Origin of the sequence: Kitasatospora phosalacinea (assembly GCF_000716545.1) — a bacterium.
GTDB classification, from domain to species: domain Bacteria; phylum Actinomycetota; class Actinomycetes; order Streptomycetales; family Streptomycetaceae; genus Kitasatospora; species Kitasatospora phosalacinea.
Genome location: NZ_JNWZ01000042.1, coordinates 41,611 through 61,725, shown reverse-complemented (window position 1 = coordinate 61,725; position 20,115 = coordinate 41,611). Strand labels below are relative to the sequence as shown.

Here is a 20,115-nt window from a genome sequence, read left to right as displayed (position 1 = left end):
CCGGGCTCCCGCTCAAGACCGTCCTGGAACAGCTCGACCTGCTCGGCGAGGAGGTCGTCCCCGTGCTGCGCGCCGAGTTCGCCAAGAACCGCCCGGCGGACGTCCCCGACGGGCCCACCCACGCCGCCCGCCTGGCGGCCCGTCAGCAGACGGGCGCTGCCCGGTGACGCCGGGCACGGGCGCACGAAACACCTTCCGGCCGATGAAGCGCCGCTCACCGAGGGAGCACACCGTGGCCCTGACCGACACCGCCCCCGCCGCGAAGCCGGCGCATCCGGCCCTGCCCGGAGCCCTGGCCGTCCTGACCGTCGTCAGCGGTTTCCTGGACGCCGTCAGCTATCTCGGCCTGGGACACGTCTTCACCGCCAACATGACCGGCAACGTCGTGATCATCGGCTTCGCCGCCGTCGGCACCCCGGGCTTCTCGGTCACCGGTTCGCTGGTCTCGCTGGCTGCCTTCCTGGCCGGTTCGGTCTGCGCCGGACGGGTCGAGCGGTTCCACCGTGAACGTCCGCACCGCGTCTGGGTGCGGACGGTGCTGGCCACCGAGGCCCTGTTGCTCGCCGCGGCGACCGCGGCCGCCTTCGCCTCCGCCCCCACCGACCTGATGATCGCCCTGATCGCCGTCGCCATGGGCCTGCGCAACGGCACCGTGCGCAAACTCGCCGTACCCGATCTCACCACCACCGTACTGACCTTGACCCTGACCGGTCTGGCCTCGGAGTCCTCGCTGGCCGGCGGTACCAACCCGCGGGTCGGCCGCCGGTCGCTGGCGGTCGTGGCGATGCTCGCCGGCGCTGCCGCCGGAGCGGCCCTGGTCAACAGTCACGGGCTGGGTTGGCCGATGCTGATCAGCACGGCCCTGGTCGCCGCCGTCGCGCTCGGCTACCGCGACCGCCGCTGAACCGCGGTGCCGGTCCTGCCCGAGCGGTGCGACAGGCCGTCCGGGCAGGACCGGCCGCAAGGGCCTCCGGACCCGTCCGCACGGTGCGGGCGGGTCCGGAGGCATCGGTGCCGCCCCGCCGGACGGGGCGGGGCGGCACGGGACGGGAGGGGGTTCGGCCGTCCGGTTCAGACGCGGGTGAGCGGGGTGTCGACCAGGTGCTCGGCGAGGAACCAGACGTGGGCCTCACCGGTGCGGACCACCTGCGAGACCAGCAGGTCATTGGTGCCGTCGTCGCCCAGCTCGGCGGTGCGCGCCGCGGCGTCCCGACTGTCGACCAGGATCGACTCGTGGGCGCGCAGCAGGCGCGAGAGCATCACCGGTACCTGCTCGGCGCCGTCCGGGGGACGGGGGATCGAGGTGAGTTCGGCGACGTGCCGCGGGTCCCCCACGGCGACCCCGCCCAGGCTCTGGACGCGCTCGGCGAGCGCGTCCACCAGGGCCAGCTGCTCCTCGGCGTGCCGGTCGAAGAGCTGGTGCAGTTGGAAGAAGGTGGCGCCGCGCACCGTCCAGTGGCTCTTCTTGTAGAGGGAGTACAGGATCTGGCTGTCCGCGAGCAGCCGGTTGAGGCGCTGGCAGGAGTACGCGCGGGCGTCGTGGGTGAGGCCCAGCGGATACAGCTTGACGGTGCCGAAGCTCTGCGCTTCGGGGCCGTTCTGCTGGGTCATCGGCTGGCTGCTCGGCGGCGGGGTGGCGGTCGTGTCCATGGCGGTGCTTTCCGGTGGTGGTGACGGGGAAGCCGGCAGGCCGGGCCGGATCGCGGCCCGGCCTGCCGGGGTGCGGGCGGGTGGTTGTCCGCCCGGGTGGCGGGCGTGCGGGGCGACCGGCGGGCCGGTGCGGGCCGTACGCGTCGCGCGGGTGGGTACGGGGCGGGCCGGCTATTCGGCCGCGGGCGTTGCGCGGTGGAGCAGGAGCCTGGTGAGCAGACCCGCGCCCGCCCCGACCACGAGGGCGACGGCGAGCCACCAGGCCGGCTGCGGCGGCAGGCCGAGCAGCCGGTCGGCGGACCACCGACCCGGGCCGGTGGCGGCGAGCGCCGCGGCCGTGGTGATGAGGAACAGCGGGTACTCGTACCCGTCGTTCTGCACCCACAGGCCGTGGTGCCACTTGACGGTGAGCGCCACCGTCATGACGCCGATGGCACCGGTGGCGGCGAGCGGGGTCAGCAGACCGGCGGCCAGCAGCAGGCCGGAGCCGATCTGTCCGGCACCGGCGGCCAGGGCGGTGAGCGAGCCGCCGCGGAATCCGTCCTCGCGGAACTCGCGGGTGCCGCCCTCCAGCCCGGCGCCGCCCAGGTGGTGACTGACCTTCTGGACGCCGTGCCCGGCGATCAGCAGTCCGCACACCAGCCGCAGGACGAGCAGGCCGAGGTTCACCGGCCGCTCCGCCGTGCGGTGCGGTACGCGTTGTCGGACATCGTCAGCCCGCCGCGTGCGCGCCGATGACGGCCTGGGCGTAGACGACGCCGAGCCCGTAGGCACCGCCGTGTTCCTTGACGATCTCCATGACCGCGCCGTAGGTCTCCTGGCGGGCCCAGTCGCGCTGGAGTTCCAGCAGGACCTGCACCCAGGTCACCGGGACGGCGCCCGCGGCCACCATGCGCTGGAGGGCGTGCTCGTGGGCGGCGGGGCTGACGCCGCCGGAGGCGTCGGCGACGACGTAGACCTCGTAGCCCTGGCCGAGCGCCGAGAGCGCCGGCAGCACCAGGCAGACCTCGGTCCACAGGCCGGCCAGGATGATCTTCCCGCGGCCGGTGGCCTTGACGGCCGCGACGAAGGCCGGGTCCTCCCAGGCGTTCATGGTGCTGCGGTCGATCACCTCCTGCTCGGGGAAGACGTCGACCAGCTGCGGCAGGATCGGACCGGAGAAGGACTCGGCGGCGACGGTGCTGAGCACCACCGGGACGTCGAACGCCCGGGCGGCCTTCGCCAGGCCGACGGTGCTGTTGATGATGGAGGTGCGGTCGCCGCTGCCGGTGCCGAAGAACATCTGCGGCTGGTGGTCGACGAAGAGCACGACCGCGTTCTCCGGGGTGAGCAGGTCAGGGCCGGGGGCGGCCTTCACCTGGGCGAAGTCGATCATCGGGGTTCCTCTCGGACGGGGCGGACGCACCCGCGGGACGTGCGGGTGGAAGTGGCGCCCGGGCCGTTCGGCCGGGGAGGCCGGACCGCCCCTGCATATCGCCCGGGGCGGGTCCGGCGACCTGGCGCCACGCCAACGAACGTAGTGCGCACGTCCGTTGGGTTCTTTCCTCACCGCGCCCGGTGCTGTTCCGCCGCTGCACGGCATCGGACCGGCGGATCCGCCGCTGCGAGTTCTGCCTGTTTTCCTGCCTGGAGTCCGGGGCGGGCGGCTGTTTGGCTGTTCCGTGCGGGCGGGAGCCCGGGCCGCGCCGGAGCCGGAGCGGCCCGCCGACGCCCCACGGGACCGCTGTCCGCCGGGCGGACCGGGTCCCCCGCCCGGCGCCGGCCGTCGCCGTCCCGGGCGAGCGGCGGCCCGTCCGGTTCCCGACCGCGTGCAGCCCCCGGAGTCACTTCCCATGAGCGGAGAGCAACTTGAGCCTGGTGTTGACGACCGCCTCGGTGCCGGACCGGGACAAGGTCGCGTACTGGAACGACGCGGTGAGCAGGACCCTGGTGCCGATGACCGTCTCCCCCCGGGAGGACGGGCCGTTCGACGGCCGGATCGCCACCGACCGGCTCGGCTACCTCCAGGTCTCCACCCTGGAGGCCGACGCGAACCGGGTCAGTCGCACTCCGGCGCTGATCGCCCGTTCCGGCGAGGCGCTGATGGGGGTCGGTGTCCAATTGTCCGGCACGGCCACCTTCATCCAGGACGGCCGGCGGGCCGAGGTCGACGAGGGCGACCTCGTGGTGTACGACACGTCCCGGCCGTACTCCTTCGACTACCCCGAGCGGTTCGCCACCCGCGTCTTCCAACTGCCCCGCCGCATGCTGGGGGTGCCGGACGACGACCTCCGCCGGGTGACGGGCAGTGCCATCGGCACCGGAGCGGGCTTCGGCGCGGTGCTGCTGCCGTTCCTGGGCGCCCTGGCCTCCGCCGCGGACGGCTGTTCCCCGACCGTCACGGACCGGCTGGCCGGCAACGTCGTCGACCTGTTCGCCACCCTGATCACCGAACAGGCCCGCCCGGACGGCACGGACGGGGACACCGCCCGCAGCCACCTGCTGCTGCGGATCCGCGACCACATCAACCGGAACCTGGGCGACCCCGGACTGTCACCGGAGAGCATCGCCCGGGCGCACCTGATCTCCGTCCGGTACCTGCACCGGCTGTTCGAGGGCGAGGGCATCACCGTGGGCAGACTCGTCCAACAGCGCCGCCTGGAGGAGTGCGGCCGTGAACTGGCCCGCCGCGGCAGGTCGGCCCCGACCGTGTCCGCCGTCGCCCAGCGCTGGGGGTTCGTCAGCCCGGCCCACTTCAGCCGGGCGTTCCGGGCCGCCTTCGGCCTCTCCCCCCGCGAGTGGCGCGATCTGCGCACCGCGCAGGAGTCCGCCGGGCGGCCCCCGGCGCACGCACCCGGGCCCGGGCGCGCTCCTTCCCCGGCGCCGGGCGGGCGGGAGGCTGACCTCCCGCCCTTCAACGGGTAGGGTCCGCTCGAAGCCGTACGGGACGCCCCGCGCCCACGGAAGCCCGCCCCGGCCCGGGAGGGGACGGAGTCCGTGTTCCGACGCCCGGCACACCGGCGCCGCCCCTTTCACGCCACCCCCGCTCAGTCCTCTCGGCAGGAGACCGTGTGTCCGACTTCGTTCCCCCGCCCGTTCGGCACCCGGCACTGGATCGCCTCAGCCGAGCGTTCGTGGCCCGGCACTCCTGCCCTCCGCCGATGCACGACCCGGATCCGGAACAGGCCCGGCTCGACCTGGCCCGCCTGCAGGACGGGGAGGTCGACCCCCTCGACCGGAACGCCACCTCCACGGAGTGGTACGCGGTGCCGGGCGGACCGACCGGCCACGTCCGGGTCCAGGTGGTCAAGCCCGTCGACAGCGCCGGCGAGGTCCCGGTGGTGCTGTTCCTGCACGGGCTGGGCTGGGTCCTGGGCGACGCCGGCACCCACGAGCGGGTGGTGCGCGAGTTCGCCCTCGGCACCGACGCGGCCGTGGTCTTCGTCGAGTACGAGCGGGCGCCCGAAGCGCAGTACCCGGTCGCCGTCGAGCAGTGTTACGCGGTCGCGAAGTGGATCTGCGAACGCGGCGGCGAGATCGGCCTGGACGGGAGCCGGGTGGCCGCCGTGGGCGACTCGGCGGGCGGCACCCTGGTGGCGGCGCTGACCCTGCTCGCCAAGGAGCGCGGCGGGGTGCGGTTCGTGCACCAGGTACTGCTCTGTCCGGTCACCGACGCGGACTTCGACACCCCCTCGTACCGGGAGTTCGCCCAGGGCTACTTCCTCGACCGGGACGCCATGCGCTGGTTCTGGGACCAGTACCTGCCCGACGTGCGGCAGCGCGGCGAGGCCACCGCGGCGCCGCTGCGGGCCTCCCTGGAGCAACTCGCCGGACTCCCGCCGGCGCTGGTGGTCACCAGCGAGGCCGACGTGGTGCGCGACGAGGGCGAGGCGTACGCCGCGAAGCTCCGGGCGGCCGGCGTGGCGGTGGTCTCGGTGCGCTACCACGGGACGATCCACGACTTCATGCTGCTCGACCCGCTGCGCGGCACGGACGCCGCCCGCGCGGCCCTCGTCCAGGTCCTCGACACGGTGCACGTCGCCCTGCACCGGCACCGGGGCTGAGCCGACGGGCGCGGCGCACCGGACCTCCTGCGGGCGGCGGCTGACGGGCCGTCGGGCCGGGCGCGCCCGCCGCCGCGACCGGGCCCCGTCCCGCGCCGGGTGCGACGGTTCCGTCCCGCGCCGGGTGCGACGGCCCCGGGCGGTGGCCCGCGGTCCGGCCCGTGAGCTGGGTGGATGCCGTCCGCCGATCACCGTCTACGCTGTAGCCCACGGCCGCCGCACGGTCCTCGGGCGAGTTCGCTCTTCTCCGGGATCGTCGACCGGCCTTTCGGTTTGCACGCGAACCGATGGTGCTGCGGCCGTCCGGAGCGGCACGGGAAACGTCGGGCGGAGAGCGGACGGGCGGCGGGACGCACCCTTCGCCCGCGCGGGGACCGCGTCACGCGCCCCGTCGGGGAGAGCAGGGAGAACTTGTGTCCGAGGAAGAGCCGTTCGGCGCGGTGCTGCGCGGTCTGCGGCAGCGGTGCCGTCTGACGATCGAGGAGTTGGCCGAGGCGTCCGGGGTGAGCGTCCGGGCGATCGGCGACATGGAGCGCGGCCGCAGCCGCGTTCCGCAGCGGCGCACGGTGGCGGCGCTGGCCGAAGGGCTGGGGCTGACGGCCGCGGAACGGGAGTCGCTGCTGGCGACCGTGCGGGCCGCACGCCCCACCCGTGCGACCGCGGTGACCGGAACGGCCGTGCCGCCGCGCTCGGTCGGGGACTTCACCGGACGCGGGACGGAACTGGCCCGGCTGCGCGAGGCCGCCGGGAAGGCGCGCGCCGGTGCCGGGACGTCGGTGGTGGTCGTCTCGGGCCCCCCGGGGTGCGGGAAGACCACGCTGGCGGTCAAGGCGGCGGCGGACCTGGCCGGGGAGTTCCCCGACGGCCGCTTCATGGTCGACCTCCACGGAGTGGACGGCCCCGTCGACGCCGGTGAGGCGGTGCTGAAGCTGCTGAAGGCGCTGGGCGTGTCGGAGCGCCGCCTGGCCCAGGAGGATCCGCAGGGCCAGGCCGGACTGCTGCGCGCCCTGCTCGGCGAGCGCCGCTGCCTGGTGGTCCTGGACAACGCCCGCGACGAGGGACAGGTCCGTCCGCTGCTGCCCACGGGCGGCGCCGGCCTGGTCCTGGTCACCAGCCGCCGCCCGCTGACCGGCCTGGAGGACGTGGACCGGCTCGCGCTCATCGAGATGACCCGCGACGACGCGGTCCACCTGCTGCGCCGGATCCTCGGCCCCGAGCGCGCCGACACCGAACCCGAAGCCGTCGCCCGCGTCGCCGAACTCTGCGGGTACCTCCCCCTCGCCCTGCGCGTCGCCGCCAACTGGCTTACCGTCCGCACCGGTTGGAGCGTCGACCACCTCGCCCGCCGCCTCGCCGACGAGGAACGCCGCCTGGGCGCGCTCACCGCCGGCGACGTCCGCGTCGAAGCCGCCTTCGAACTCTCCTACCGTCAGCTCACCCCGCAGGCCGCCCGCGTGCTGCGCCTGCTCAGCCTCGTCCCGGCACCCGACTTCACCGCGGCCTACGGCGCCGCCCTCATCGCCACCGGCCTCTTCGACGCCGAGGACGTCCTGGAGGAACTCGTCGAAGCCGGACTGCTCCAGGCCGCCTTCACCGGCCGCTACCAACTCCACGACCTGATACGGCTCTTCGCCCGCAACCGGATGACCGACGAGGACCCGCCCGACGAGCGCGCCGCCGCCGAGGACCGGCTGTGCACCTGGCTGCTCGACACCGCCACGGGCGCCGGCCGCTGGTTCGAACCCGGCACCGGCGCGCCGCCGCACCTCCGGGACCGGGCCCAGGCCCAGCCGGACGGCCCCGAGCAGGCCCGCAGCTGGCTCGAAGCCGAGGCCCCCGCCTGGTTCGCCGCCCTGCGCGGAGCCGCCGCCCGCGGCGAGCACACCCGGGTCGTGGGGACCGTGGAGGCCCTGAGGCGTTTCGCCGACCTGTCCGCCTTCTGGGGGCACTGGGCGGAGGTCTACCGCCTGTCCAGCCTGGCCGCCGCCGCGCTCGACGACCCCCGTCTGCAGGCGTTCCACCTCAACCAGTACTCCTGGGCGCTGTCCTTCGCCCACCGGTACCGGGAGGCCGTCGACCAGGCCGACGCGGCGCTGGAGTGCGCCCGCCGCGCCCAGGACGTCGCCCAGCAGGCCCGGGCGCTGTACCACGCGTCCTGGCCGCACGGCCGGCTCGGCGAGACGCAGGAGCGCATCGACCGGCTCCGTGCCGCCGCCGACCTCTACGAGGCCGCCGGCGACCACGACGGCTGGGTCGAGGCCACGATGGGCTACCGGTCGTGCCTGCGCGAACTCGGACGGGCCGAGGAGTCCATGGCCCTGCACGAGCGCATCGTGGCGTTCCTGGACGCGCCCGGCTGCCGGGTGGCGGGGTACGTCGCCGACATCCACCGCGCCCGGGCGATCGGCGGACTCGGCCGCGACTACGCCGCTCTGGGGCGGTGGCGGGAGGCCGCCGACCACCTGCGCAGCGGACTGCTCGGACTGCAACGGATCGGGGTCCCCGGGATGGAGGCCGAGACGCTGATCGAGCTGGGCAGGGCCCTGATCGAACTGGGGGAGACCGAGGAGGCCCGTTCCTGCTTCCGCCGCCTCCTCGCCTTCGGGGACGCGGTGGACGGCAACGACCTGACGATCGCGCAACGCCTGCTGGACTCGCTCCCCGCCCGGTGAGACCGGCCGCCGGGGCGCCCGCGCCCCGGCCGGTCACTCACCGCCCGCCAGGAGTTCGGCCACCACCCGGTCGAGGTCGACGTAGCGCCCCTCCGTGCCCGGCGGAACGACCGAGCGGGTCTGCCCGAGGAAGGCGGCGACCGCCGGGGCCGCGATGCTCAGCACCGCCTCCCCGTCCGGGGACCTGAAGACGATCCCGACCGAGTCCCGCTCGCCGTGGCACCGGGGCGTCACCAGGACGTTGCCGAGCCCCGTCGGCCGGAGCAGTCCCGCGGCGAGGAGGCTGCGCGCGAAGACCCAGTCGACCGCGCGGGGGGCCGCCCCGACGGAGAGGCACACCGCGTACGGGTCCGACCTGTCGTAGCGCAACGAGACGGGCATGGACAACGGCGGTTCGTCCGCGACGACGACGCGCGCCACCACCTCGTGGGTGACCGAGATGGCGGCTGCGCCGGAAAACTGCTGAGTCATGTCGTAAACCCGTTCGGCAAGTTCGTGGAGGAGGCGACAGCCTCTGCGAACGACCCTAGGGCCGCGTCCGGACGGGGTTTGCCGGGGGACGCACGGGGCGTTGCCCGCGAGGGCATCCCCGGCGGTGCGCCCGCCGGAACCGGCCGGGGGCGCACCGCCGGGCGGGGGTCACTTCGCCAGGAAGGCGAGGAGGGCCGCGTTGACCTCCTCGGCGTGGGTCCACAGCAGGCCGTGCGGGGCGCCCTCGATCTCCACGTAGTCGGCGGACGGGAGCGCCTCGTGGAACAGCCGCCCGGTCTGGTCGATGGGCAGCGTCCGGTCGGCCGTGCCGTGCACGATCAGGGTCGGTACGTCGACGGCTGGGATGTCGGACCGGAAGTCGGTGTACCAGGTCGACGGCGCGGCGGCGGCGGCGAAGAAGCCGCCGCTCGCGGCGACGTTCCAGCTCTTGCGGACGGCTTCCTCGCTGATCCTGGTGCCGAGGTTCTCGTCGAGGTTGTAGAAGTCCGTCAGGAAGGCGGTGTAGAAGGCGTAGCGGTCCGCCTTCACGGCGGCGACGATGCCGTCGAAGAACGCCTGCGGGGCGGCCCCCTCCGGGTGGTCGTCGGTCTGGAGCAGGTAGGGCTCCAGCGAGGCCAGGAAGACGGCCTTGGCCACCCGGGCGGTGCCGTGGGCGGACGCGTAACGGGCGACCTCGCCGGTGCCCATCGAGAATCCGACGAGCACGGCGTCCCGCAGGTCGAGGGTCTCCAGCACCACGTGGAGGTCGGCCGCGAAGGTGTCGTAGTCGTAGCCGGTGGTCGGCTGGCTGGAGCGGCCGAAGCCCCGGCGGTCGTACGTGACCACGCGGTAGCCCGCGTCGAGCAGCGCGGCGCTCTGCCGCTCCCAGGAGCTGCCGTCGAGCGGGTACCCGTGGATGAGCACGACCGGCTGGCCGGCTCCGTGGTCCTCGTAGTAGAGGTCGATGGGGGTGGTGTTCTCCTGGCCCACGGTGATGTACGGCATGGGTGTCTGCTCCTTCGTCGGTACGTGCCCGGTGGCACGGCTGCCCACGCTAGGCCGGGCGCCGGAACCCCCCTGTGCTCTGCGCGCACCGCCCCTTGCCCGTGAGGGTCCGGCCGCCGTCGGCCCGGAGCGCAGGCCGCCCAGGCGTCACCGCCGGGCCGGGGCCGGGCACGGGCAGGCCAGCGGCGGGGCACCCGCGGACAAGGCGGCGCTCCGGACCGCACCTAGCGTCCTTCTCCGGGCCCGTCCCCGCCCGACTTCCCCGCCGGCGGGCGGAGTCCACCGACCGCGCCGACGAGGTGCGGCCGCCGACCGAGCGCCGGCGCGGTCCGACGGGGGACCGACCAACCGACAGAAGGAACCGATGATGAAGACCAAGACGGCGACGCCCACCGGCGTCCTGGGCGCGGCCGCCGCACTGGCGGTGGCCGCCCTCGCCATGACGGCCGCCGCCCCCGCGACCGGCGCTCCGGCGGCGCGGGTGCGTTTCGTGGCGCACCTCGACCTCGCCGCCGGACAGCGCCCGGAGAACATCGCCCTGGAGCCGGACGGGAGTGCCGACGTCACCTTCGCCTACGGCCGTCAGGTCGCCCGCATCACCCGCGACGGCCGGGTGGACGTCCTCGCGACCCTGCCGGCTCCCCCCGCCGACGCCGTCACCCCGGCCCTGACCGCGCCCTTCCTCGGCGGCATCGTCCGAGCCCAGGACGGAACGCTGTACTTCCTGTACGCCACCGGCACCGGCGACCTGACCGGGCTGTGGCGCCTGAGCCCCGGGGGCACGCCGGAGCGCGTCGCCGCGCTCCCGGCCGACGGCCTGCCCAACGGCCTGGCCCTCGACCCGCGCGGCGACGCGCTGTACGCGGCCGACTCGGTCCTCGGCGTCGTCTGGCGCGTTCCCACCACCGGAGGCGCGCCCGTCCCGTGGGCCACCGGGCCGGAGCTGGAGCCCGCCGGGTTCCTGGGGGCCAACGGCGTCAAGGTCCACAACGGCGCGGTCTGGGTGACCAACCTGGACCGGGGGACCGTGCTCCGCGTCCCGATCGGCCCCGGGGGCGCCGCCGGCCCCGTCCGGATCCGGGCCACCGGCCTGGTGAACATCGACGACTTCGACTTCACCGGCCCCGGCGACACCCTGCTGGCCGCGATCAACGCGGACAACGAGGTCGCGCTGGTCCAGCCGGACGGCACCCACCTCGTCGTGCTGACGGCCGCCGACGGACTGGAGGGTCCGACCTCCGTGGCCGTACGCGGTGACACGGCGTACATCGCGAGCGCCGCCTACTTCACCGACCACGACCCCGACGTCCTCGCCGCCCGGATCGCCCCCGGCCGATGACGCCGCCGGAGGCGGCCCGCCGGTCCGCAGGCCCCTCCGCCCTTCCCGCCCTTCCCCGAAAGGATGTTCCGCCATGTCACGTACCGACAGCCCGACCGTCGTCCTGGTCCACGGCGCGTTCGCCGACGCGTCCAGCTTCGCCCGCGTCGTCCCCGAACTGCTCGACCGCGGCCTGAAGGTGGTGGCCCCGGCCGTGCCCAATCGCAGCCTGCTGGGCGACTCCGCCTACCTCGCCTCCGTCGTCCGCCAGATCCCCGGACCGGTCGTCCTGGTCGGCCACTCCTACGGTGGCGCGGTGATCACCGTCGCCGGGACGGAGGAGAACGTCAAGGCGCTGGTCTACCTGGCGGGCTACGCCCTGGAGGAGGGCGAGAGCCTGGGCGAGCTGCAGGGCGGGTTCCCCGACTCCGACCTGGCCCGGGCGCTGGTCTACACCCCCTTCCCGCTGGAGGGTTCGCCGGCGGAGGGCACGGACGTCTCGGTCCGGGTCGACGAGTTCCACGGGGTCTTCGCCGCGGACGTCGACCCCGCCCTCACTGCCGTCCTCGCTGTGTCCCAGCGTCCGCTGGCCGCCCAGGCCTTCGGCGAGAAGGCCCCGGCCGCGGCCTGGCGGACCAAGCCGTCCTGGGGCCTGGTCGCCGCGGCGGACCGCACGATCAACCCCGAAGTGGAACGCCACGGCTACCGCCGGGCCGGCATGACCACCGTCGAGGTCGACTCCTCGCACCTGGTGATGCTCTCCCACCCCGAACGCGTCGCCGACCTGATCGAGGAGGCCGTCCGCGCCGTCCGCTGACCGGCCGCCGGGCCACCCTCGCCACCGCGCCGGGGCTCCTGCGGCGGACGACTCGAACGAGTCACCGTCCGCCGTGGGAGCCCCGGCGTCGTTGCGTCCCGGTGTCCGGGCACAGCCCGGTGTCCGGGCACAGCCCGGTGTCCGGGCACAGCCCGGTGCCCCCGGCGAACGAGTAGTTCGCCGGGGGCACCGGGCTGTGCCGCGCGCGGGCTCCGGGGTCGGTCACATGAAGCAGGGATCGAACAGTTCGGTGCCGGCCTCCGGGCCCGGGCGGCGCCGGGCGCGCCACTGCCGGTGCTCCTCCGACTCGGCGGCGGCCTGTCCCAGCAGCTCCGCCTGCCGGACACCGGAGCCCCGGCGCCTTCCGGCGGCCTGGTACCCGCCGAAGCGGTTGACCGGGCTCCACCCGGGGCTGACCGGCGGAAGCTCCTCGGCCATCCCCTCGTACTCGGCCTCCGCGTGCACGATCCGTCCACCGACCACGGTCAGCACGGACTCGATGTGCGGGATCTCCTCCTCCGGCACGGTGAAGAAGTCGTCGGACAGCACCGCCAGGTCGCCGTAGAAACCGGGGGCCAGGATGCCCTTGACGTCCTCCTCGCCGGTCAGCTCGGCGCCGGCGCGGGTGAACATGGCGAGTGCGGTCTCCCGGTCGACGCGGTTCTGCGGCGGACGCAGGGACAGGCCGCCCGCCGTTCGGCCGGAGACCAGCCAGTGCAGGGCGACCCAGGGGTTGTAGCTGGACACCCGGGTGGCGTCCGTACCGGCGCCGACGGTCAGGCCGCGCTCCAGCATGGCCCGCACCGGCGGGGCGTCGGCGGCCGTGCCCGGGCCGTACCGCCGGGCGAAGGCCTCGCCCTGGAACGACATCCGGTTCTGTACGGACATCGCGCCGCCCAGGGCCGCTATCCGGTCCAGGCTGTCGGGGGAGACGGTCTCCGCGTGATCGAACAGCCACCGGTTGCCGCCCGGGAAGAGCCCTTCCGCGGCGAGCTTCTCGAACACCGCCAGGTCGCGCCGGATGGTCTCGTCGTAGGTGGCGTGCAGCCGGAAGCCCCAGCCGTTCTCCAGCAGCAGGCGCACCGCCCTCTCGAACTCGCCCTCGTAGTCGCCCGCCAGCTCCGGGCGGGGTTCGGCGAAGTTCTCGAAGTCGGCGGCGGCCCAGGTCAGGTTCTCGCCGGCGCCGTTGAGTCGCAGCCACTCGTCGCCGTCCTCGGGGCGGACCGACCCGACCCAGCGGGTCAGGTCGTCGAGTTCCTGGCCCGCGGTCTGCGGGAACAGGTGGTAGGCGATCCGCAGTGACAGCCGCCCCTCCTCGGCCAGCTCGGCCACCGTGCCGTAGTTGTCCGGGAAGTTCTGGAAGCCTCCGGCGGCGTCGATCGCGGAGGTCAGTCCGAAGCGGTTCAGCTCGCGCAGGAAGTGCAGGGTGGAGGTCTTCCGGTCCTCGCCCTCCAGCACCGGGGCCTTGGCGAGCGTGGAGTAGAGGACCAGCGCGCCGGGGGCGGCCAGCAGCATGCCGTTGGGCTCGCCGTTGCGGCCCCGGACGATGTGCCCGCCCCGGGGGTCGGGGGTGTCCCTGGTGTACCCGACGGCCTTCAGCGCCGCCTTGTTCATGATCGCCGCCTGGTACAGGTGCAGGACGAACACCGGAGTGTCCGGCGCGGCGGCGTTCAGCTCGGCCGGAGTGGGCAGCCGCCGCTCGGCGAACTGCTCGGCCGACCAGCCGCCCACCACGCGCACCCACTGCCCCCTGGGGGTCCGGGCCGCCTGCTCCCGCAGCATGGACAGGCCCTGGCGCAGCGAGGTGACACCGTCCCACCGCAGTTCCAGGACGTAGTTCAGGCCCCCGCGGATCACGTGCAGGTGCGAGTCGTTGAGGCCCGGCACGACACGTCGGCCGAGCGCGTCGACCACCGTCGTGCCGGGGCCGACCAGGGGGACCACCTCGGCGTCGTCACCCACCGCCCGCACCCGGCCGTCGCGGATGGCCAGCGCTGTCGCGTGGGGGTGGCGGTGGTCGCCGGTGTGGATCCGGGCGTTGCGGACGATCACGTCCGCGGCGTCGTCGGCGGCGGCGCGGGGCACCATTCCGCCGACTGGCATCGTAGGCACCTGGGAGGACTCCAAACGGTGATTCCGAACGGCGAAGCTGACATGCCGTCCGGCACGGAACAGGGAGGGCGTGCGACGGCCGGGTGGCGGTCCACCCGCCCCGGTCCCGCCGACCGCCGGGGAACGACGTTAGGACTTCCGTTCCTTCGCGCGTTGTCCGGCAGCGCACCCTTTCGGCCTGCGAACGCACCGGGTCCCCGGGGCGCGGCGGCGGGAGGGCCCCGGCGCCTCCCGGGCCGGCACGGCCTACAAGAACGCCGTCGTCGAACACGGCGCCAGTCTCGGCGTCATGCCGAAATCGTCTGAGCCGCCCCGGGTACCGCAGGTGCGGCCGGAGTCCTCCCACGCGGCTGTGACCAGCGGAACCAGTTCCTGGTCGCGGAGTTCATCGGGGTGGGTGCTTGCGTGGTGGTGGCACAGCTCCTGGTTCTCCTCGAAGCCTGGGTCGCGATCCAGGCTTCGAGGACTCCACGAAGGTCAGCGCAGCTCATTTCAAGATCACCCGTCCGCGGCCCCCATCACCAACCTCCGCGGTCAGTGCAACCGGGCAGGGCGCAGGAGGCCGCTCCGCCGGGCAGGTGTTGCCTGTTCCTCGCCACCAGGGCGTAGACCCGACGGGCGCAGGTCCGCATGCCGGGCAGGCTCAGCGCGGCAGCGGCCAGTCGGTACCCGCGGGCCGGCGAGGAGCCGACGAAGCGGGCCAGCGCGTCGGCTCCGCTCGCGTGGACCGCCTCGTTGTGGAAGAGGAGCACCTCCCGGTCCAGCCGCGACAGGTGCGGGGCGGTGAGCCGTTCCGGCAGGGCCTGCCACGGCACGGCGTCGATCCGTGGCGCCGCCTTCCGGCGGATCCGGTCGATCGCGGCCTGGCAGAAGGCGCAGTCCCCGTCGTACGCCAGCAGCGGTTCGGAGGTGTCGGGGGCGCCGCTCATCGCTCCTCCGCCCGCTGTCGAGAGAGCTCCTGATGCGCTGTGGCATCGGTCGGCGAGCCCGGCTGCGGGGGTACGGCCGAACTCCCGGCGCGGTGCGGGTCCTCTGTGTCCCCGGCGACCGCGGGCCGGAACGTGCGGCGCCACAGCTCTCCCAGGAACGCGTAGAAGCGGTCGGGAAGGAACACGGCGTCCGCGACGATCATGGCTCCGGAGAAGAGCGGAAGCCCCATGAGGATCGCGATGCCCAGGTGCATGCCGAGCAGCATCACCAGGACGACGTACTTCAGCCTGCTGAACAGGACGAACGGGAAGGCCACTTGCAGCAGCACGGTCATGTACGTGGCAACGGCGATCAGCAGGGGGTGGCTGTCCACCAGGAGCGACAGCGCGGGCCACGGCCGGAAGAGATCGAGGTTCACGACGTAGTGGAGGGCGGTCCCGTTCTCCCAGGAGCCGCCCTGCACCTTGTACAGGCCTGCGGAGCCGTAGACGATGCAGACCTGGACGGCGATGACGACCACGGCGCAGTTGTGCAGCACCGTACTCAAGACCCTTTGGGCCGCCAGGAGTTGCTGCCAGAGCCCGGACGGTCCGGTGCGGGGCGGCGGGCTGCCGGTCCGCACCGGGGAGGGCCGCGGCCGGGTTCTGCGCGCGTCGAGCGACCAGCGTCGGCCGCACGCCGTGAAGCAGAGGTACAGGGCCATGAGGAGGATGAGGTTGTCCCCTCCGTCCGTCATGAAGATGGCCCGCGCGTGGAACGAGGCCACCAGGACGGCGAACAGGATCGACACCACCCTGGTCCGCCAGCCGATCATGAACAGCGCGGACACGACGAGGGCCGTCGCGTAGCAGAGCTCGAAGTACACCCGGCTGTCGGACAGGGTGAGGAGGCTGAACCAGCCGGTCTGGTCGAAGAGCTGTCTCGCCAGGGCGGGCGTCCACGGCGAACCGGGGCCCCAGATCTCGTCGCGGTGCGGGAACTCCCGCAACAGGAAGACGAGGTAGAGGAAGCCGTACCCGATGCGCAGCACCGCCGTCGTGCGGAGGGAGACCGGCCGATCGGTGACGGCGCCGCCCAGTGCCCCGACGTGGCGGAGCCCTGGACGGAGCCTGGTGGCCCCGCTCGCGCGATCTCCTCCTCGAACTCCCCTCCCTGGCCGCCGAGATCGACGGGCGGTGGGGCCGGATCACCCGGATCACCGTCAACCCCGCCCAGTGGCCCGTCATCCCCCGGCGCATCCCGGTCACCGGGCACACCGTCCACGCGGGCTGGTACACCACCGAGCAGGACGAGCACATGATCATGGTGTGCTCGTACGCCCCGCGCCGGCTGGAGCTGCTGGTCGTCCCGCCGCGGACGGACAGCGCCGACGCCGCGCGGCTGATGGCCGAGGCCGCCGACCCGGCGAACACCAGGACCGCGAGCGAGTTGCTCGCTGCGGACGCCGCGGACGCCGCGGGCGGCGGGGCGCGGCCGGCACCCGGTTCCGGCTTCCTGCCGTCGTCCGTCGCGCCTCCCGGCGGCGCCGACGCGGCCGACCGGCGGGCGGGCGCCGCCAGGAGCCGGGCCGCCTCCTGGCCCGCGCCCCAGTAGTCGGCGGGCGACCCGTCGGCGGACGGCTCGGTGCGACCGCCCGGGGCCGTCGACCGCTCCGGCTTCCCCCAAGAGGCTGGAGCGGCACGCGTGTTCGGACGGTGAGCGCCGCCGGGGCGGACGCGGCTCGTCGTCCACCGGTGGCGCCGTGCGGACCGGCCGCGACCGCGCGGGGGCCGCAGACCTCTCCCCGGTGATCTTCCCCGTGGCCGGTGCCCGGTGCCGGTGGAGACGGAGCGCGTCCGGTGGGGTGCGGCGCAGACCTCGTGGGTGCGGGCCGTTCGGGTGCGGGGCGCCCGGCCGCAGCGGGTCGGGCGCCCCGTCGGTGCAGGCGAGTTGGTGCCGTGTCACCAGTAGTGGCGGCGTCCGGCGACCTCGTGGCCGAGGGCGCCCGCAAGCACCAGGGCGAGGCCCACGACGGCGAGGATGATGCCGATGGTCCACAGGACCGGGATGCCGGCGAGGAAGCCGATGACGAGGAGGATGACTCCGAGAATGATCATGATGACCTTCGTTGCTGTTCCCCCCGGGTGGTGCGGTGCTCCGCGGGACGGAGTCGGTGCTGCTCCTTCCGGTGGTGTCGCTGCTGTGGTGGCCGGAGACCGGGCCGGGGCCGGTGCTCGCGGCGGGCCAGGGGGTTCCGAGGGTGAGGGGTGATGTCGAGGCCGCGTTCGAGTTCGGCGGCCCCGTCGTGGGAGGCGAGTTCGGCGGCGAGGCCGCGCGGGAGGGGGAACTCGCGGAGCGGGAGGCGGTACGGACTCATCGGGTCGTGGCCCGAGGCGCGGGCCGGACGCCGCGTGGACGGCTTCTCGACGCCTTCGCGGTCGACGGTCTCCAGTGCACAGGCCGGCGTGCGCTCCAGGCCGAGCCGTTCCGCGGGTGGCGGTCCGGCGCCCCGGTCGGTCGTGTGAACGGGGGTGGCGGCCATGTCGACGCCTCCTCCGTCGTGCCGGGGTCGTGCTGGAGGTGAGCACCGGGGACGCAAAGTTCGTAGTCCTACGGTGTAGGCGCCAGTGTAGCCCCGGCGTGGACCGTAGGCATGCGGCGTAGACCCGCTGGAAGCGCGCCGTGATCATCCTTCGCGGACGCCTCCTCCTGGTCGCCGCCCCCGACGACGCGGCGACGGCCGCGGGCTACCGCGACGAGTCCGCCCAGCAGCGCGGGGCCCCGGCCAAGGGCCCGACCACGCCCGGGAGCAGACCGCGGGCACCCGGACCGGCCCGATGCCGCAGGGCTCCGGAGCCGCGGCCAGCGACGGGCACCGCGGGTCGCACCTGCTGCGACTTCGGGAGGAAGACCCCCGCTGGGGGCGGGGGATCGCAGGTTCGAATCCTGTCGTCCCGGCTGTGGAGTCGGTTGTGGGAGCCGGTGCTCGGGAGACCGGGTGCCGGATCTCCCTGTTGCCGCGTCGGCTGGTGGCCGCATGGTGGTCGCCGGGCCACACGGGCACTGCTCGGTGGGGCCGTCGGTGCACGGGGTGCGGTGGGCGTGTCGCGGCCGGTGGGGGCGCGGGCGCCGGCGTGCGAAGCGGCGGGCGCGGCGGACGGGGGTGCCGAGTTCTTCGCGGTCGGCGTTGTCGAGGATCCAGGCGGTCCCGTCTGCGCCTGCGTGGGCGGGGCGGGGGCGGTCGGGAGTGGTGGGCCACGAACGGGTGATGTCGGGGGGTTCGGCCGGTGCCGGGGTGGGTGGTGGGCCAGCATCGGGAGTGTTCCCCGGGGAGGACGCCGGCTCCGGCACGGGTGCCGGACGGCGGTGGTCGGGCTGTTCGGGCGCGACCGCGGGGGCGGAGGGCGGGGGTGGTCCGTGTGTAGAAGACGCTCAGCACGATGGAGGTTCCATGCGTTTGGTCTCTGGTGGCCGGCTCCACGCCACGTTCGAGTTCGGTGATCTGCAGGTGGTGTCGCTGCGGGACGGGTACATCGACATGCCGCCGACACGGCTGCGCGGGGAGGACGGGCGCGCGCTCGACGTGCTGCCGGCCGCCGTTCCGCTGGCGGGCGAGAACCTGCGCCTGTCGGTGAACGCCTTCTTCGTCACCGACGGCACGTCGTCGCTCCTGATCGACACCGGTGCGTCGAACGTCTGGCACGACCCGACGATGGGGCTGATCTACGAGGCCCTCGAGGAGGCGGAGGTCGACCGGGGGTACATCACCGACGTGGCCATCACCCACCGGCACGAGGACCACGTGAGCGGTCTGATCGCGCCGGACGGTTCGGAAGCGTTCGGCAAGCTCGAGCGGGTGTGGATCGGTGCGGCCGACGCGTCCGTGTTCACGGGGCGGCTGGAGCCGATCCGCGACCGGGTCGTGCCCGTGACGGAGGAGGTCGCGATCAACGGCTGGGCGACCGCGCTCCCCGCGCCCGGCCACACGCCCGGGCACACCGTCTACGACATCAGCAGCGGTGGCGGGCACCTGCTGGTGTGGGGCGACACCGTCCACGTCCCGACGCTGCAGTTCGACCGGCCGGAGGTGTCCTGGGAGCTCGACGGAGACCAGCCCCGGGCCCGGGCCGCGCGGGCGGCCCTGCTCGAACGGCTCGCGCGGCCGGACCACTTCGTGGCCGGGGCGCACCTGGACTCCCCGGGCATCGCCCGGGTGAGTCCGGCCGGCGGTGGTTACGCGCTGGAGTACCTCGCGGCGCCGATCGGCTGACCCGGCCGGGTGCGCGAGGGCGCACGGCGGCCCGGCGCGGGCGGCCGGGGACGGGCGGCCCCGGGGAGCGGTGAGTCTCCGGGGCGGCCCGTCCCCGACCGCGGCGGGCCCGTCGCGGCGAGGGGGCGGTGCCGGTGGCCGGTGCTCAGCGGAGGCTTTCGGTCGGGGTCTCGGCGAGGGCGCGCAGGGTGGCGAACTCGACGACCTGGGCGGCGATCTCCTCCAGTTGTGCTTGGACGTGGTCGTCCTTGCACTCGCCGGCGGGTGAGAAGCGCGCCGTCGAGGTGTTGATGGCGGCGCCCAGGGGCGTGGGCCAGCCGCGCAAGGCGTGGGTGACGTCGCGCAGGGCGGCCAGGGTGGAGACCGCGCCCTGCCAGCCGTGGGCGACGGCCACGCATCCGACGGCCCGTTCGCTGAAGTAGGGCCGGGCGCCCTCGCGCAGTTCCTCGACGTGGTCGAGGGCGTTCTTGACCAGGCCGGAGATGCCGCCGTGGTAGGCGGGGCTGGCCAGGACGAGGCCGTCCGCGCCGGAGATGGCGGCCAGGAGTCGGGCGGCCTGCGGGGTGGTGGTGCGCTGCCGGGGGTCGTACAGCGGCATGGCCAGCGCGGGGCCCGCGATCAGCTGCACCGACGCGCCGCGTCTCTCTGCCGCGTCCAGGACGATCCGAAGGGCCTGTTCGGCGGTGGATCCGGGCCGGCTCGAACCGCCGACACCGACCACGTTCACGATCCGGTGCACTGGTTGCGCCTCCTTCTCTTTCGGGGATCTGGGGTGTTCGCGGTGCGGGTTGCGGTAGTGGGGTGGGCGGGGTGTCGGGGCGGGGCGTCGGGCGGAAGCAGACGGTGAT

18 protein-coding genes, 1 tRNA gene and 1 pseudogene are annotated in these 20,115 nt (G+C 74.3%); 10 read left to right on the top strand and 10 right to left on the bottom strand.

From position 1 onward, the window contains the following. Window positions 1-167, top strand: a pseudogene (locus OO48_RS40005) (5,10-methylene tetrahydromethanopterin reductase); the annotation flags it as partial. Between the two features lie 65 nt (window positions 168-232). Then, window positions 233-904 carry a YoaK family protein gene (locus OO48_RS21370; protein WP_245194736.1) on the top strand — a complete coding sequence of 224 codons (672 nt, stop codon included), beginning with the start codon at window positions 233-235 and terminating at the stop codon, window positions 902-904. 167 nt (window positions 905-1,071) lie between these two features. Here OO48_RS21370 and OO48_RS21365 read toward each other — a convergent pair whose 3' ends face one another. The 3 genes from OO48_RS21365 to OO48_RS21355 all read right to left on the bottom strand — a co-directional run bounded on the left by OO48_RS21365 (window position 1,072) and on the right by OO48_RS21355 (window position 3,025). After that, on the bottom strand, window positions 1,072-1,650 hold the full coding sequence (locus OO48_RS21365; protein ID WP_033218698.1) for a Dps family protein: 579 nt from the start codon (window positions 1,648-1,650) through the stop codon (window positions 1,072-1,074). Between the two features lie 171 nt (window positions 1,651-1,821). After that, window positions 1,822-2,319 carry a DoxX family protein gene (locus OO48_RS21360; RefSeq protein WP_033218697.1) on the bottom strand — a complete coding sequence of 166 codons (498 nt, stop codon included), beginning with the start codon at window positions 2,317-2,319 and terminating at the stop codon, window positions 1,822-1,824. A 43-nt stretch (window positions 2,320-2,362) separates the two neighbouring features. Then, complete coding sequence (locus tag OO48_RS21355; protein ID WP_033218695.1) at window positions 2,363-3,025, bottom strand: hydrolase; 663 nt, start codon at window positions 3,023-3,025, stop codon at window positions 2,363-2,365. A gap of 473 nt (window positions 3,026-3,498) precedes the next feature. Between OO48_RS21355 and OO48_RS21350 the strand changes: the two genes are divergently transcribed. From OO48_RS21350 to OO48_RS21340, 3 genes are all read left to right on the top strand, one after another. Further along, window positions 3,499-4,554: an AraC-like ligand-binding domain-containing protein gene (locus tag OO48_RS21350; RefSeq protein WP_081952275.1), complete on the top strand. Its 1,056-nt coding sequence runs from the start codon at window positions 3,499-3,501 to the stop codon at window positions 4,552-4,554. Window positions 4,555-4,790: 236 nt separating this feature from the next. Next, entirely contained in the window at window positions 4,791-5,693 is a 903-nt protein-coding gene (locus OO48_RS21345; RefSeq protein ID WP_081952274.1) for an alpha/beta hydrolase, read from the top strand. Window positions 5,694-6,106: 413 nt separating this feature from the next. Then, a complete protein-coding gene (locus OO48_RS21340; protein ID WP_033218692.1) occupies window positions 6,107-8,365 on the top strand; it encodes an ATP-binding protein in 2,259 nt (752 codons plus the stop codon). Window positions 8,366-8,398: 33 nt separating this feature from the next. Here OO48_RS21340 and OO48_RS21335 read toward each other — a convergent pair whose 3' ends face one another. Both OO48_RS21335 and OO48_RS21330 read right to left on the bottom strand, forming a co-directional pair. Further along, window positions 8,399-8,836: an SsgA family sporulation/cell division regulator gene (locus OO48_RS21335; protein WP_033218690.1), complete on the bottom strand. Its 438-nt coding sequence runs from the start codon at window positions 8,834-8,836 to the stop codon at window positions 8,399-8,401. A gap of 168 nt (window positions 8,837-9,004) precedes the next feature. Then, a complete protein-coding gene (locus OO48_RS21330) occupies window positions 9,005-9,841 on the bottom strand; it encodes an alpha/beta fold hydrolase (RefSeq protein WP_033218688.1) in 837 nt (278 codons plus the stop codon). Between the two features lie 367 nt (window positions 9,842-10,208). Between OO48_RS21330 and OO48_RS21325 the strand changes: the two genes are divergently transcribed. Then, the gene (locus OO48_RS21325; RefSeq protein ID WP_106970378.1) at window positions 10,209-11,180 is read left to right on the top strand and encodes a hypothetical protein; all 972 of its coding nucleotides are present in this window, start codon (window positions 10,209-10,211) and stop codon (window positions 11,178-11,180) included. Window positions 11,181-11,253: 73 nt separating this feature from the next. Then, window positions 11,254-11,976 carry an alpha/beta fold hydrolase gene (locus tag OO48_RS21320; RefSeq protein WP_033218684.1) on the top strand — a complete coding sequence of 241 codons (723 nt, stop codon included), beginning with the start codon at window positions 11,254-11,256 and terminating at the stop codon, window positions 11,974-11,976. A 222-nt stretch (window positions 11,977-12,198) separates the two neighbouring features. On the opposite strand, the gene OO48_RS21315 is transcribed toward OO48_RS21320, so the two are convergent. The 3 genes from OO48_RS21315 to OO48_RS21305 form a co-directional block, all read right to left on the bottom strand. After that, window positions 12,199-14,079 carry an amidohydrolase gene (locus OO48_RS21315; RefSeq protein WP_033218683.1) on the bottom strand — a complete coding sequence of 627 codons (1,881 nt, stop codon included), beginning with the start codon at window positions 14,077-14,079 and terminating at the stop codon, window positions 12,199-12,201. Window positions 14,080-14,606: 527 nt separating this feature from the next. Continuing rightward, window positions 14,607-15,017, bottom strand: a complete 411-nt coding sequence (locus OO48_RS21310; protein ID WP_033218682.1) for a thiol-disulfide oxidoreductase DCC family protein — start codon at window positions 15,015-15,017, stop codon at window positions 14,607-14,609. Further along, window positions 15,014-16,096, bottom strand: a complete 1,083-nt coding sequence (locus tag OO48_RS21305; protein ID WP_051732407.1) for an HTTM domain-containing protein — start codon at window positions 16,094-16,096, stop codon at window positions 15,014-15,016. Before OO48_RS21305 ends, OO48_RS21310 begins: the two co-directional genes overlap by 4 nt. Here OO48_RS21305 and OO48_RS21300 point away from each other — a divergent pair. Then, complete coding sequence (locus tag OO48_RS21300; RefSeq protein ID WP_051732405.1) at window positions 16,096-16,611, top strand: DUF5994 family protein; 516 nt, start codon at window positions 16,096-16,098, stop codon at window positions 16,609-16,611. The two genes, OO48_RS21305 and OO48_RS21300, sit on opposite strands and share 1 nt — an antisense overlap. Window positions 16,612-16,958: 347 nt before the next feature. Here OO48_RS21300 and OO48_RS38970 read toward each other — a convergent pair whose 3' ends face one another. Further along, window positions 16,959-17,114 (bottom strand): DUF6131 family protein, encoded by a 156-nt coding sequence (locus OO48_RS38970; RefSeq protein WP_167346467.1) that lies wholly within the window; start codon window positions 17,112-17,114, stop codon window positions 16,959-16,961. A gap of 761 nt (window positions 17,115-17,875) precedes the next feature. Between OO48_RS38970 and OO48_RS38450 the strand changes: the two genes are divergently transcribed. Further along, a tRNA-Ser gene (locus OO48_RS38450) sits at window positions 17,876-17,955 on the top strand. A gap of 493 nt (window positions 17,956-18,448) precedes the next feature. After that, window positions 18,449-19,267 (top strand): MBL fold metallo-hydrolase, encoded by an 819-nt coding sequence (locus tag OO48_RS21290; RefSeq protein WP_033218679.1) that lies wholly within the window; start codon window positions 18,449-18,451, stop codon window positions 19,265-19,267. Between the two features lie 145 nt (window positions 19,268-19,412). On the opposite strand, the gene OO48_RS21285 is transcribed toward OO48_RS21290, so the two are convergent. Beyond that, window positions 19,413-20,006 (bottom strand): NADPH-dependent FMN reductase, encoded by a 594-nt coding sequence (locus OO48_RS21285; protein WP_033218677.1) that lies wholly within the window; start codon window positions 20,004-20,006, stop codon window positions 19,413-19,415. Between the last annotated feature and the right edge of the window lie 109 nt (window positions 20,007-20,115).